General features: G+C 66.1%; 12 protein-coding genes. 2 read left to right on the top strand and 10 right to left on the bottom strand.

The features are described 5' to 3' along the window. Positions 1-79: 79 nt before the first annotated feature. From VHN57_RS14525 to VHN57_RS14515, 3 genes are read right to left on the bottom strand one after another with little or no spacing between them, the layout of a single operon-like run. Positions 80-358 carry a hypothetical protein gene (locus VHN57_RS14525; protein ID WP_423284281.1) on the bottom strand — a complete coding sequence of 93 codons (279 nt, stop codon included), beginning with the start codon at positions 356-358 and terminating at the stop codon, positions 80-82. 9 nt (positions 359-367) lie between these two features. Then, complete coding sequence (gene polA, locus VHN57_RS14520; RefSeq protein WP_278986899.1) at positions 368-3,166, bottom strand: DNA polymerase I; 2,799 nt, start codon at positions 3,164-3,166, stop codon at positions 368-370. Between the two features lie 47 nt (positions 3,167-3,213). After that, on the bottom strand, positions 3,214-4,305 hold the full coding sequence (locus VHN57_RS14515; protein WP_423284279.1) for an FUSC family protein: 1,092 nt from the start codon (positions 4,303-4,305) through the stop codon (positions 3,214-3,216). Between the two features lie 105 nt (positions 4,306-4,410). On the opposite strand from VHN57_RS14515, the gene VHN57_RS14510 reads away from it, so the two are divergent. Continuing rightward, a complete protein-coding gene (locus VHN57_RS14510; RefSeq protein WP_278986907.1) occupies positions 4,411-5,214 on the top strand; it encodes a transporter in 804 nt (267 codons plus the stop codon). A gap of 103 nt (positions 5,215-5,317) precedes the next feature. On the opposite strand, the gene VHN57_RS14505 is transcribed toward VHN57_RS14510, so the two are convergent. Further along, positions 5,318-6,466 (bottom strand): serine hydrolase, encoded by a 1,149-nt coding sequence (locus tag VHN57_RS14505; protein ID WP_037517655.1) that lies wholly within the window; start codon positions 6,464-6,466, stop codon positions 5,318-5,320. Positions 6,467-6,621: 155 nt separating this feature from the next. Here VHN57_RS14505 and VHN57_RS14500 point away from each other — a divergent pair, with 155 nt between their 5' ends. Then, complete coding sequence (locus tag VHN57_RS14500; RefSeq protein ID WP_423284277.1) at positions 6,622-7,464, top strand: alpha/beta fold hydrolase; 843 nt, start codon at positions 6,622-6,624, stop codon at positions 7,462-7,464. A 116-nt stretch (positions 7,465-7,580) separates the two neighbouring features. On the opposite strand, the gene nadB is transcribed toward VHN57_RS14500, so the two are convergent. From nadB to VHN57_RS14470, 6 genes are all read right to left on the bottom strand, one after another. Then, positions 7,581-9,200, bottom strand: a complete 1,620-nt coding sequence (gene nadB, locus VHN57_RS14495) for an L-aspartate oxidase (protein ID WP_278985485.1) — start codon at positions 9,198-9,200, stop codon at positions 7,581-7,583. A gap of 134 nt (positions 9,201-9,334) precedes the next feature. Further along, a complete protein-coding gene (locus VHN57_RS14490) occupies positions 9,335-10,264 on the bottom strand; it encodes an ABC transporter ATP-binding protein (protein WP_125997914.1) in 930 nt (309 codons plus the stop codon). Between the two features lie 206 nt (positions 10,265-10,470). Then, the gene (locus tag VHN57_RS14485) at positions 10,471-10,758 is read right to left on the bottom strand and encodes a terminase small subunit (protein WP_278985484.1); all 288 of its coding nucleotides are present in this window, start codon (positions 10,756-10,758) and stop codon (positions 10,471-10,473) included. A gap of 84 nt (positions 10,759-10,842) precedes the next feature. After that, positions 10,843-11,280, bottom strand: a complete 438-nt coding sequence (locus VHN57_RS14480) for a RidA family protein (protein WP_029547593.1) — start codon at positions 11,278-11,280, stop codon at positions 10,843-10,845. A gap of 19 nt (positions 11,281-11,299) precedes the next feature. Next, on the bottom strand, positions 11,300-12,559 hold the full coding sequence (locus VHN57_RS14475; RefSeq protein ID WP_423284274.1) for an aminotransferase class V-fold PLP-dependent enzyme: 1,260 nt from the start codon (positions 12,557-12,559) through the stop codon (positions 11,300-11,302). Continuing rightward, positions 12,556-13,692: an aminotransferase class I/II-fold pyridoxal phosphate-dependent enzyme gene (locus VHN57_RS14470; protein WP_278985482.1), complete on the bottom strand. Its 1,137-nt coding sequence runs from the start codon at positions 13,690-13,692 to the stop codon at positions 12,556-12,558. The genes VHN57_RS14475 and VHN57_RS14470 overlap by 4 nt, the downstream gene beginning before the upstream one ends. Positions 13,693-13,798 lie beyond the last annotated feature (106 nt).

Below are 13,798 nucleotides of genomic sequence, written 5' to 3'. Positions count from 1 at the left end.
GCTTCTTCCTTCCGTCATGCCAGTGAAGGCTGACATCAAATATTCTCAGCGACCGTCGAAATATTCCCGCCGCCCTGCTTCATGCCTTTGGGCATTTTTCCAGCATGAATTGCGCCAGTCCTTCAACGGTCAATTGAGGGTCGAATACGACGTCTTCGCTGCCTGGCTCTCCGACCATGAGGGGGCGTCGGCTAATGTAACGAAGGGCATCGAGCATGACATCATCGATGTCATCATCACAGACACCAAGGTCATTGCATAACTGAGATTTGGGCGTGATTGCCCTTCGAACGCCGTGCTCCGTCTTTAGAATGTTCACGATCAGGTCGACGAGGCTGTCAAGTTCAGACGGAGTCATGCCCATGCCTTAATGCGCCGCGCCCCAACTCGGGCCGGTGCCGATTTCCACGCCCAGCGGCACGGACAGGCTGACCATCGGTTCGGCCGCGCTCTCCATGACCTGGCGGATCACTTTGCTCGCCGCCTCGACATCGGCTTCGGGCAGTTCGAACACCAGTTCGTCATGCACCTGCAGCAGCATGCGCACGCGGGGCAGGCCCGCAGCTTCGAGCGCCGGGCCCATGCGGGCCATCGCCCGCTTGATGATGTCGGCGCTGGTGCCCTGGATCGGCGCGTTGATCGCGGCGCGCTCGGCGCCCTGCCGTTCGTGCTGGACCGGTGCCTTGATGCGCGGGAACCAGGTCTTGCGGCCGAACAGGGTTTCGGTGAAGCCGTTGGCGCGCGCTTTCTCCAGTGTCTCGTTGATATAGACGCTGATGCCGGGGAAGCGCTCATAATAGCGGCTGATCATGTCCTGCGCCTCGTCGGCGCTGATTTCCAGCCGGCCGGCCAGGCCCCAGCGCGAAATGCCATAGAGGATCGCGAAATTGATCGTCTTGGCGCGGCCGCGCGTGTCGCGATTGACCTCACCGAACAATTCCATGGCCGTGCGGTTATGAATATCCTCGCCCTGTTCGAACGCATCCTTGAGCGCGGGCACGTCGGCCATGTGCGCGGCCAGGCGTAGCTCGATCTGGCTATAGTCCGCCGCCAGGATGACATTGCCGGGTTCGGCGACGAAGGCGTGGCGGATCTGCCGGCCGATCTCGGTGCGGATCGGGATATTCTGCAGGTTGGGATCGGTCGAGGACAGGCGGCCGGTCTGGGCGCCGGTCAGCGAATAGCTGGTATGGACCCGACCGGTGTCGCGGTTGATCTGCTGCTGCAGCGCGTCGGTATAGGTGGATTTGAGCTTGGAAAGCTGGCGCCATTCCAGCACCAGCCCGCAAATGGCGGAGCCTTCGGCCTTGAGCTTCTCCAGCACGGTGACGTCGGTGGAATAGGTGCCGCTCTTGCCCTTCTTGCCGCCTTTGAGGCCCATTTCATCGAACAGCACAACGCCCAATTGCTGCGGCGATCCGATGGTGAAGGGATGGCCAGCGAGTTCGTGGATTTCGGCTTCAAGGCCGGCGATCGACTGGGAGAAGCTGCCCGAGAGGCGGGATAAGGCTTCGCGGTCGACCTTGATGCCCTGCCGTTCCATGCCGGCAACCACCGGGATCAGCGGCCGGTCGACCAGTTGGTAGACCCGCGTCGCGCCCTCGGCTGGCAGACGGCCCGACAGCTTGTGCCACAGGCGCCAGGTGACCTCGGCATCCTCGGCGGCATAGGCGGTGGCCTTGTCGAGCGGCACATGGGCGAAGCTGATCGCCTTCTTGCCGGTGCCGGTCACTTCCTTGAAGCTGATGCAGGTGTGATTGAGGTGGACGCTCGCCGCTTCGTCCATACCATGGCCGCCCAGCGACTTGCCGGCGTCGAGGTTGAAGCTCATCACCATCGAATCGTCGATCGGCGTCACCTCCAGCCCGACGCGGGCGAGGACGTTGAGGTCATATTTGATATTATGGCCGACCTTGAGCACCGCATCGTCGGCGAGCAGGGGCTTGAGCAACCGGATCGCGTCATCGAGCGCGATCTGCTGCGGCACTTCGCCGAACATGTCGTCCGCGGAGCGATGGGCGAGCGGGATGTAGCAGGCGCGGCCGGGGCCAGTGGACAGGCTGATGCCGACCAGGCCTGATTCCATGCTGTCGAGCGCATCGGTCTCGGTATCGACCGCGACCACGCCGAGCGCGCGGGCTTCGTCGATCCAGACCTGCAGCGCCTCGACCGTGGTGACGGTTTCATAGAGGGCGCAGTCGATCGGCGGATGCTCGACCTCGATTACCGGGGGCGGCGGTGGCGCGTCGGCGCTGCCGGTCGCAGCGGCCGCGCTGGCGACCGCAACCGTAGCGGCCGGCGCGCCCAGGCGGTTGAGCAGGGTCTTGAAGCCATGATGCGACAGGAAGGCCTGCAACGGCTCCTTGGGAATGCCCTTCAAGGTCAGGTCGTCCAGCGGCTCGGGCAGGTCCATGCTGTCATGCAGCGCGACCAGCCGGCGCGACAGCCGCGCCATGTCGGCATGGGCGATGAGGTTTTCCTGCATCTTCGACTTCTTCATCGAAGGGGCCGCGTCCAGCGCCGCTTCCAGCGTGCCATATTCGGTGATCAGCTTGGCCGCGGTCTTGGGGCCAATGCCCGGCACGCCCGGCACATTGTCGACGCTGTCGCCCATCAGCGCCAGCACGTCGCCCAGTTGCTCGGGCAGCACGCCGAACTTGCCCATGACATAGTCGGCGCCGCGCCGCTCATTCTTCATCGTGTCGTACATGTCGACGCCGGGCTGGATGAGCTGCATCAGATCCTTGTCGGAACTCACGATGGTGACATGCCAGCCGGCGCGCACGGCGGCCTGGGTGTAGCTGGCGATGATGTCGTCCGCCTCGAACCCGGCTTCCTCGATGCAGGGGAGCGAGAAAGCGCGGGTGGCGTCGCGGATCATCGGGAACTGGGGCACCAGATCCTCGGGCGCGGGCGGCCGGTTCGCCTTATACTGATCATACATGTCGTTGCGGAAGGTGTGGCTGCCCTTGTCCAGCACGACGGCCAGATGGGTCGGGCCTTCCGCCTTGCCCAGTTCCTCGGCCAGCTTCCACAGCATGGTGGTATAGCCATAGACCGCGCCGACCGGCTGGCCATGCTGGTTGGTGAGCGGCGGAAGCTGGTGATAGGCGCGGAAGATATAGCCGCTGCCGTCGACCAGATAGAGATGATTCTGCTGAGACATGGGGCAGGGGATAGCGGCATATCGGGCGCCGCTCTAGTGCCCGCCGCTTATACGCCGCCACTCTTGCCGCTGGACGGGGCGGTCGCTTCGTCGGCGCGCCGGCCGCTCAGCAGATGGCCGACCAGCAGCACCGGCATCAGCACGGCCATGCCGATGAAGATCGCCATCAGCCGCTCGACGCCCGGTTCCAGCACCAGCTGGTCATAGCGGTCGGGCACCAGCATCACCAGCACCGCCAGGGTGAACTGGGTGCCGACATAGCGATGGGTCGGATCGCCATTTTCCAGATGCCGGCCCAGCATCACGCCGATCGCGGTGGCGCCGAGCAGCAGCGGCATATTGTCGGCGCCCGCGACCAAGAAGAAGGCGGCGAACAAGGCGCCGCCGATGCAGCCGACCATGCGTTGCAATATGCGCTGGCTGACCGGGGCGAGGCCGCTCGACCCGATGCCGGTGACCGGCAGCAGCATCACCGCCATGATCATGATCGCGCCCTGCGCCAGCGCGGGCACAGGAATCCAGGCATTGAGCGCCACCAGCAGCGCCAGCGCCACGCCGGCCTGCAGCGCGTGGCGCAGCGAATCCCCGTGCCAGCCCGCGCCGGTCGCGGCGGGCGTGCGCTTGGCCGGCCAGCGGCGGCGCAGCGTCAGGGTGGAGGCGAGGCTGACGATCAGGCTGGCGGCGATGCCGGCCAGCGTTTCCAGCACGCGGGTCTGGACGAATTCGGGCAGGGCGATCGCGGGATGCTCGATCTTGTCGAGCACGACCATCGCATAGGTCAGGCCGAAGAAGAGCCAGGCATAGGAACGGCGCGAGGTGATCGCGGCATAGAGGCTGATCGTGCCCATCAGCGCCAGCGCCGCGGCGGCGGCGGGCCAGTAGCCGACAATGAAGGGCGCGCTGCCCAGCGCGATCAGCCCGCCCGCGACCGTACCGACGATCCGCAGCACGCCGCGCGCCAGCGTTTCGGCGGCATGGCCACGCATCACCATATAGCCGGCAAAGGCGGCCCAGGAGACATGGGTGGCGCCGAGCAGATGGGCGAGCAGGATCGCGCCCAGCACCGACAGCGCACATTCCAGTTCATCGATGGTGCGCGGCGTCACGCGGTCGAGCAGCGAGGAAAAGGGGCGCGGCATAGGGACTTAGTGCCGCAGCGGGACAGTAAAGGCCAGCGCGGGATATTTGCCGCTTCCTATCCGTTTCGTTGCGCTGGAAATAGATTGGGAAGGGGAGGGCATGTGATGCGGGCATGGGGCGCGGCGATGCTGCTGGCGATGGCGGCGCAGGGTGGCGCGGCCTGGGCGCAGGACGATCGGGAATTCTGCGCCGACCGGCCGGGGCTCGATACCCCGCCCTGCACCATGGCGCCGGGCAAGGTTCAGGTCGAACTGGGGCTGGGCGACTGGAGCCGCGAACAGGATGCGGAAGATCGCATCGACACTGTGAACTTCGGTGACGCGCTGCTGCGCATCGGCCTGACCGACAGCATGGAAGCGCAACTGGGCTGGACCGCCTTTGGCCATGTGCGCACGCGCGATCGGGTGACCGGCGCAGTCGAGACGGACAATGGCATCGGCGACATGCGCGTCGCCCTGCGGCAGAATCTGCGCAACCCCGATGGTTCGGGCTTCTCGATCGCGGTCATGCCCTATGCCAGCCTGCCGACCGGCGGCGACGCGATCGGCGAGGGTGATTGGGGCGCCGGGATGCTGGTGCCGATCAGCTATGATCTGGGGCAGGGTTTCAGCCTGCTGGCAACGCCGGAAGTGGATGCGGCGGTCGATGAGGATGGCGATGGCCGGCATCTCGCCTATGGCAGCGTTGCCGGGCTGGGCTTCGACATCAGCGACAGCCTGTCCGGATCGATCGAGGCGTCGCTGATGCGCGACGAGGATCCCGACGGCCATGCCACCCAGGCGCTGGCCGGCCTGTCGCTGGGCTGGCAGGCGGGCGACGACATGCAGTTCGATGCCGGCGCTAATCTCGGCCTCAACCATGACAGCCCCGACGCCGAACTCTATGTCGGCGTCGTCAGGCGGTTCTGATCCTTAGAGTATCCTCCGATTAGGGTGAATCGTAGGACGATCTAATTGTTTTGATTGCCGCATTCTGCGAGTCGTCTGCGGTTCCAGCCGACTTCAGAATGCTCTAGCGCTTCTCATGATTGGCGACCACGGCGCGCGACACGGCCTGCATCAGTTGCCAGCGTTCGGGGATCGACACGGTGGTGCTGCCGATCATCACCGCAACCGCATAGCTGGTGCCGTCGGGCGCGGTCATGATGCCGACATCATTATAGCCGGTCGAACGAGGCGGCAGGTCCTGCCCGGTGCCGGTCTTGTGCATATAGGTCCAGCTATGGGGGACACCGCCCTTGATCCGTTGCGGCCCGGTCTTGGCTTCCTCCATGAAGTTCATCAGCACGCGGGCCGATGCGGAAGAGAGCATGTCGCCTTCCTTGAGCTTGGCCAGCGCCTGCACGATCGACGCCGGCGCGGCGCCATCGGGCGGGCTGGCGAGATAATTGTCGAGCGCCTTCTGCCGCACCGACATGGGCAGCGCGGCGCGGGCGGCGTAGAAATTGCGGCCGATCGAATAATCCTGCCGCCAGTCGAGGCCGGCGGTGGTCGATTGCAGCAGGCGTTCGCCTGGACCAAAGCGGATATTGGCGATGTGGCGGCGCGCCAGATAGCCGCGCACCGCGTCCGGCCCGCCGACCGCGCGCAGAAGCGTGTCGTTGGCGGTATTGTCGCTCTGCGTCATCGCGCGGCGCATCAGGTCGGAATAGGTGGTGGTCCAGCCGCCCGATCCCACCATCGCCGCGCTCGGCTGGTGGAACAGGGTCAGATCCTTCTTCGTGATGGTGGTCGAGTCGGCGAGGCGGATCTTGCCGCGATCGACCGCGTCGAGGAAGGTCATCGATACCCACAGCTTCGACACGCTCTGCTGCGGGAACAGGGCATTGCCATTATAGGCGACGGTCCAGTCCGCCCCGACCCGGCGCACCGCGATGCCGACCTTGCCACGGAAGCTCTGACCCAGATTCTGGATCACGCTGACGAGTGCGGGCGAGGGCTGCTCGCGCTGGTCGATATCCTTGAACGGGGCGGGGGGATTGGCGACCTGCTTGATCGGCCAGGTGTTGGTCGTGGGCTGCACCGTCTGGCGCGGCGGATTATTCGGTCGCGCGCTGCTGGCCTGGGCACCCGGCTGGGGGGGCGCGCCGACGCAGGCGGACAAGGCAACCACCGCAAGCACAAGGCGCGACGAGACGCGCCTGCTATCATTCGAACTCATCACTAACCCCGCACTTCAAGCCGTTACAAGGCGCGGCGACCCGCATTGTAGGCAAGGACGATGCGACGAATGATTCCACAATTGCGATGTAAGGAGTCTGAACGGCGGAGCGGCGCTCAGTTGCGGTTCAGCGGCGAGGCGGCAATAGGGAGCGGATGACGGATGGACTGATGGATCGACGCAGCCTGCTCTGCGGCGCGGGCGCACTGGCGGCGGGATGGGCGATGCCGGCACTGGCGGCGGATTTTGCTTCGCGCCGGATCATGGTGACGGTGCGCGGCAGCGGCCGGGACGCGCTGCTGATCCCCGGTCTTGCCAGCGGTCCGGGCATCTGGAACGGCGTGACGGGGCAGATGCCGGGCTATCGCTGGCATCTGGTTCATGTCCGCGGCTTTGCGGGGCTTGCTGCCGACGCCAATGGCAGCGGGCCGGTGGTGCAGCCGGTGGCGGACGAGATTGCCCGTTATATCGCCGCCGCGGGACTGCGGCGACCGGCGGTGGTCGGGCACAGCATGGGCGGCACGCTGGCGATGATGCAGGGCATGAAGGGCCTCGCCAGCCGGGTGATGGTGGTCGACATGCTGCCCGCCGGGGCCGCGATGGTCGGCGGCACCGCCAATGGCATGGGCTATCTGGCCGACCAATTGAGCCAATATTTCACCGGCACGGCGGCCGGGCGCCGCTACCTCGCCCAGATCGTCGCGCAGGCGCCGGGGGCGGAGGGCAGCAATCCGGAGGTGATCGCCACCGCGCTGCGTGACCTGGCCAATACCGATCTTGGCCCCCAGCTCGGCCGGATCGGGGTGCCGATGTCGGTGGTCTATGCCGTCGGCACGGACCAGGCCCAGTCGGTCGAGATCACCCGGCGCTTCCGGGCCGCCTATGCGGCCAAGAAGGACGCGAAGCTGATGCCGATCGGGCCGAGCGGCCATGTCGTGATGGCCGACCAGCCGACCCGGTTCAACGCGGCGCTCGGCAATTTCCTCAAGGGCGTTTGACCTGGATCAAAGCGCCGGTTGATGCCGACGCTAGGGTGATCGGCGAGACGACGCCCCTGGCGTTTGCTCCTCCTCCCTTCAAAGGCGCGGCTGCCCGGCCGCGCCTCTTTTTTGGGTCAGGGCGCCAGCACCGTGTCGACGGCTTGCGCCAGCGTCTCGGGATAATCGAGCGTGTAGTGCAGGCCCCGGCTTTCCTTGCGATGGAGCGCCGAGCGGACCACCAGCCGGGCGACTTCGAGCAGGTTGCGCAGCTCGATCAGGTCCGGCGTCACGCGGAAATTGCCGTAATATTCATCGACTTCCTTCGACAGCAGGTCGATGCGATGCTGGGCGCGCTCCAGCCGCTTGGTGGTGCGGACGATGCCGACATAGTCCCACATGAAGCGGCGGATTTCCTTCCAGTTATGCTGGACGATCACTTCCTCGTCGCTGTTGGTGACGCGGCTTTCGTCCCACGGCCGGATCGGCGGCGGGGCGGGCAGATCGTCCCAATGGGCGCGGATATGCTTGGCCGCCGCCTCGCCGAAGACGAAACATTCGAGCAGCGAGTTGGAGGCGAGACGATTGGCGCCGTGCAGGCCGCTCTCGGTCACTTCGCCAGCGGCATAGAGGCCGGGCAGGTCGGTGCGGCCATCCAGGTCGATGATGACGCCGCCACAGGTATAATGCTGCGCCGGAACGACCGGGATCGGCTCCTTGGTGATGTCGATGTCGAGGTCCAGCAGCCGGGCATAGATGGTCGGGAAATGCTGCTTCACGAACTCGGGCGGCTTGTGGCTGATGTCGAGATGGACATAGTCGAGGCCAAGCCGCTTGATCTCATGGTCGATCGCGCGCGCCACCACGTCGCGCGGCGCCAGTTCGGCGCGGGCGTCGAACCGGGGCATGAAACGCTCGCCACCGCCGGGCACGCCAGGGGGGAGCTTCAGGTGGCCGCCTTCACCGCGCACCGCCTCGGTAATCAGGAAATTCTTGACCTCCAGATTATAGAGGCAGGTCGGGTGGAACTGGTTCATCTCCATGTTCGACACGCGGCAGCCCGCGCGCCAGGCCATGGCGATGCCGTCGCCGGTCGCGCCCCTTGGCGCTGTTGAGAAGAGATAGGTACGGCCCGCGCCGCCGGTGCAGAGGATGGTCGCGCGGCCGAGGATCGTGTCGACATGGCCGGTCTGCTTGTTGAAGGCATAGACGCCCCAGACATGGCCATCGCCCGAATAGCGCTCGCCATGGCGCGAGGTGATGAGGTCGACCGCGACCATATCCTCCATCAGGGTGATGTTGGGATTGGCGCGCGCGGCCTTGAGCAGTGCGACCTGTACGGCATGGCCGGTGGCGTCGTCGACATGGACGATGCGGCGATGGCTGTGGCCGCCCTCGCGCGTGAGGTGCCAGCGTTCGCCGAACTCGTCGCCATCCCCCTCTTCATTGGGATTGAAGGGCACGCCCAGTGCCGCCAGCCGCTCGATCGCGGCGGGGGCTTCGGACACGACGAACTCGACCGTGTCCTGATCGTTGAGGCCGGCGCCTGCGACCATCGTGTCATGGACATGGGCCGCGAAACTGTCACCCGCATCGAGTACCGCGGCGATGCCGCCCTGCGCCCAGTTGGTCGATCCGCCATCCAGCGCGCCCTTGGCCAGCACCACCACCTTGCGGTCCTGCGCGAGGTTGATGGCGGCTGTCAGCCCGGCCGCGCCGGAACCGATGATGACGACGTCATGGGTGATGGTGGGCATGAACTGGCCTTCTATTTCCCAATATCCGTTCGCCCTGAGCGAAGTCGAAGGGCCAGGCCGAACGCAGTGAGGTTTTGCCTTCGCTACGCTCAGGCGTGGGCTTCGACAAGCTCAGCCCGAACGGAGATTTTCGGTCACGCAGCTGCCGTCAGGTTGAGGAAGACATCCTCCAGGTCGGGGTCGCGGGTGACCACGTCGACGATGGCGAGGCCGCCGGCCTGCACCGCGCTCAGCACCTGCCCCGCATTGGCGCGGTTCTTCATATAGGTGATGGTGAGGGTGCGCTCGTCGGTCAGCTCGACCTTCTCGAAGCTGGGGTCGCTCGGCGGGGTGGCGATGTCGCGGTCGACGGTGACCTGCACCACCTTTTCCTGCGCCATCGCGATGAGCTCGCGGGTCGGCTTGTCGGTGATGACCCGGCCATGGTTGATGATGCCGATGCGGTCGCACAGCTCCTCGGCCTCTTCGAGATAATGGGTGGTGAGGACGATCGTCACCCCCATGGCGTTCAGTTCCTTCACATAGGCCCAGAGCTGCTGGCGCAGCTGCACGTCGACGCCGGCGGTGGGTTCGTCCAGCACCAGGATCGGCGGCGAATGGACCATCGCCTTGGCCACCAGCAGCCGGCGCTTCATGCCGCCTGACAGGGTGCGGGCATAGGCATTGGCCTTGTCCTCCAGATGGACCGCGCGCAGCAGCTCCATCGAGCGGCGCCTGTCCTTGGGCACGCCATAATAGCCGGCCTGGTTCTCCAGCGTCTCGAACGGGGTGAAGAAGGGATCGAAGACGATCTCCTGCGGCACGATGCCGATGCTGTTCTTGGCATTGCGCGGATTGGCGTCGATGTCGAAGCCCCAGATGCTGGCCGAACCGCTGGTCTTGTTGACGAGGCCCGCGAGGATGTTGATCGTGGTCGACTTGCCCGCGCCATTGGGGCCGAGCAGGCCATAGATCTGGCCGCGCGGGATGGTGAGGTTGATCCCGTCGAGCGCGCGCTTGCCGCCCTTATAGACCTTGGTCAGGTCGCGGATCTCGATGGCGGCTTGCGCAGGCTGGTCGGTCATGGCTGATCTCTATGGGGATCGAAGCGGGGGAAGGGAAGGGGGCGAAACGACGCGACAGTTGAAAGTTCACAGTGTCGTGCGTCGCGATTTCCGGGCGATTTCGGCGGAGACGCGCCTGTAACGCGCCGGTCACGCGACGCCGAAGCGACAATGGGGGCACGCCGAAGCGACAGCCAGGCGACAGCGAAACGACAGTGAGGCTACATTTATTGGCCGATCGGTCCCCTGTGCGGGCGGCTCGGCGCGAGCGGATCGGCCCGGCGGGCGGCGTGGAGCGCCAGCGCACTGGCCCAGCTCCGGTCGAAGCCGGTGCCGGCCAGCCGATCGCGCAGCCGGTGCGCGCTGGAGCGGGACATGCCCACCATCTGCGCGGCATGGCTGATATTGCCGGTTTCGAGCAACGCGGCGAGGAAGCGGCGCTGGCGATCGGGCGTCCATTGGCGGCGGGCGCGCCGGGGTGCGGGGATGGGCGGATTGGGGAGGGGCTGGTCCATCCGTCAGGATAGATCAGGAAAAACGCGTGTAGGAAAGACGGGAGGCTCGCCTGTCCGTGACGGTCCAGGCGAGGCCCGGCTGGCCTATTTGAACGAGGCCAGGCATTCCACTTCGAGCGGGGCGCCGAGCGCCAGGCCGTCGGCACCGAAGGCGCTGCGGGTGGGCAGGCGCTTGCCCTCGAAATAGCTGACATAGGTGGTGTTGAAGCGCGGCCAGTCGGCCATGTCGTCCAGCATCACCGTGCATTTGACGACATGGCCGAAGTCGAGGCCATTGTCCTTCAAGATCTTGCCGATCGAATCCATCGCGTTCTTCACTGCCGCGTCGAACCCTTCCTTGTGCGGGTCCATGCCATCGGGCACCTGGCCGATCTGACCCGACATGTAGAGCATGTCGCCGACCCGGATCGCGGGCGAGAAGGGCAGCTTGGCCGGCAGCGGCTTCTGTGCGGCGGCGGGGGCGGCGATCATCAGGGCGGCCAGCAGAGTCATTGGCAGGGCGGGGGCGAGCAGCTTTTTCATCATAGGGCTCCGAAAAGGATCAGACGCGGGGCAGGGCGGCGATCAGCCGTTCGACATCCCTGTCATCGTTGAAGACCGATGGCGAGATGCGGAAATAATTGTCGTGGACGGACATGCGGACCTGCGCCCGCGCCAGCGGATCGGTGAGCAGGCCCTTCGCATTGGGCAGGATGCAACTGAGCAGCGGGCTGGTCGTGCCCGGCGGGGTGATGAGGCGATAGCCCTTGCGCGGCAGTTCGTCGCGCAGCTTGCCAATCAATTGCTGGGCATGGGCCTGGATCGCTGGCACGGTGAGCGCAGAGATATAGCTGATCGAATGATCGAGCATGGCGCTGATCGCCTGGGCATAGGTGCCGGTGCCGAAATGGCCGAGCGCGCCGGGGCGGGCGACATAGCTGGTCGGTGCATCGCCGGGCGGATCGAGCGGGAAGACATGGGTTTGCGGTGGGGACAGGCCGATGCCGGGCGGCGCACCGGGCGCGGCAAAGCCATAATAGCCATATTCGGCCCGGGGCAGCCGATCCGCCACGCCGCGCCGGACATAGAGGAAGCCGAGGCCAAAATCGCCCATCAGCCATTTGTATGTGGCGCAGGCGGCGAAATCGACGCCGCTGTCATGCAGGTCGATGGGCACCGCGCCGGCGGCATGGATGATGTCGGCATAGACCAGCGCGCCGACCTTGTGCGCCATCGCGCTGATCGCCTTCAGGTCATGCTGGAAGCCATTATAGGTGGAGACGGCCGAGATGCTGACCAGCTTCGTTCCCGGCGTGATGGCGCGGGCCATTTCCTCGGGCGCGATGCGGCCCTCGCGCGCCTGCACCCAGGCAACATCGACGCCCTGTTTCGCCATTTCCTGATACATGGGGAAGGCGGCGTAGAAATGGAGCGTGTCGGTGACGACGCGACCCCCCTCCTTTGGAAAGCCGAGTGCGCGCAGCACCGCCTGCTCGCCCATGGTGGTGGACTGGACCCAGGTGATCTCGTCCGCGTCGGCGCCCATCAGCGCGGCGAATTTCGCGATCAACGCGGCGCGGTCGACGGGCTTGCGCGCGGCGGCGACGGGATCGAGCGTGCGGCCGGCGAGATAGGCGTCGGCGGCGGCTTTGGCGCCGAGGCTCACCGGATGGGTGGAGGCGCTGTCGAGATAGGCGAGCGGGGTGGCGGCGAAGCTGGCCTTGTCGGGCAGCGACGGCGGTGCGGCGACGGCGCGGGCGGCCTTTGCCGCCAGCGGCACGGCGAGCGCTGCCCCCAGCGCCTGACGCCGGCTGAGGCTCATGCCATGATCCGGGCGAGCGCGGTCTTGAACGCCTGCATCTCCGCCGGTGTGCCGAAGGAGACGCGGACCCAGTCGTCCATATGCTTGCGCGGGCCGCCGATGAAGATCTTCTCCTTGGCGAGGGCGGCGGTGACATCGGCGCCGGGGCGACCGACATGAATCATCGCGAAGCTGGTCTGTGAGGGGAGATATTTGAGCCCGCGCGCGTCGAGCCAGGCGAAGAGATCGTCGCGCACCGCCTTGTTATAGGCCTTGCGCTGGGGCAGCAGCGTGGGATCGAGCAGGCTGGCTTCGGCCGCGATCACGGCGGGCATCGGCGTGATGTTGACGCCATAGTCGGCCATGCCGTCGAGCAGATCCTTGCGCCCGGCGATCAGGCCACAGCGCAGGCCGGCCAGGCCATAGATTTTCGAGAAGGTGCGGGTGACCAGCACGTCCGCGCCCTTGGCCACCAGGTCGAGGCAGCTCTGCGCGTCGCTATAGTGGATATAGGCCTCGTCTACTAGCAGCACGGAGCCGGCCGGCTTGTTGGCGAGCAGCCATTCGATGTCGGCGCGCGGGATCGGCAGGCCGGTGGGATTGTTGGGGTTGCAGAGATAATAGACGCCGGCGTCCGGCGCGGCGGCGAGCAGCTTGCGGACATCGGCGGTGAAGTCGCCGGCCAGCGGCAGGGCGACGGTGCGGGTGACCGGCCGGTTGCCCTTGCCGAGGAAACCCTGGTCGAAGGTCGGCTCGAAATAGGCGATCGGGCGGGTTTTCGACGAGTAGGTCAGCGCGACCGAGCGCAGCGGCATGAAGGAGCCGGGATGGACCTGAACCTGGTCGGGCGTCAGGCCGTTCTGGCGCGCGAACAGGCTTTCCAGCTTCGAGGCGAAGGCCATGCCATAGCGGCCGGCGAGCGGATCGAGCCCGGACAGCGCCTGCAGCGCGGCGGGCGCGGGGCCAAGCGGGTTTTCATTGCTGTTGATGAAGATGCCGTCGGTGAGGGTCGCGACCATCGCCTTGGGATCGTCGCTCATCGCCACCTTGCGGTCGCGCTGGGCGAGGGCGGGCGCCGCACCGGCTATTGCCGCCGCGCCCATGGCACCGCGCATCAGCATGCGGCGGCTGAGATTGTCCGGACGGTCGGTCATGGTTTTCGCTTCCCCCTGATGGGGATCGAGGCATCGATCCACATCCCTGTTATTGCTGCCGCGTCCTGCGAGCCGCCGGTCGTGCCGACCGGCTTCAGAACGCTAA

The sequence above is a fragment of the Sphingobium salicis subsp. salicis genome (assembly GCF_049472635.1).
GTDB classification, from domain to species: Bacteria; Pseudomonadota; Alphaproteobacteria; order Sphingomonadales; family Sphingomonadaceae; genus Sphingobium; species Sphingobium yanoikuyae_A.
This window is presented reverse-complemented; position numbering and strand designations above follow the sequence as displayed.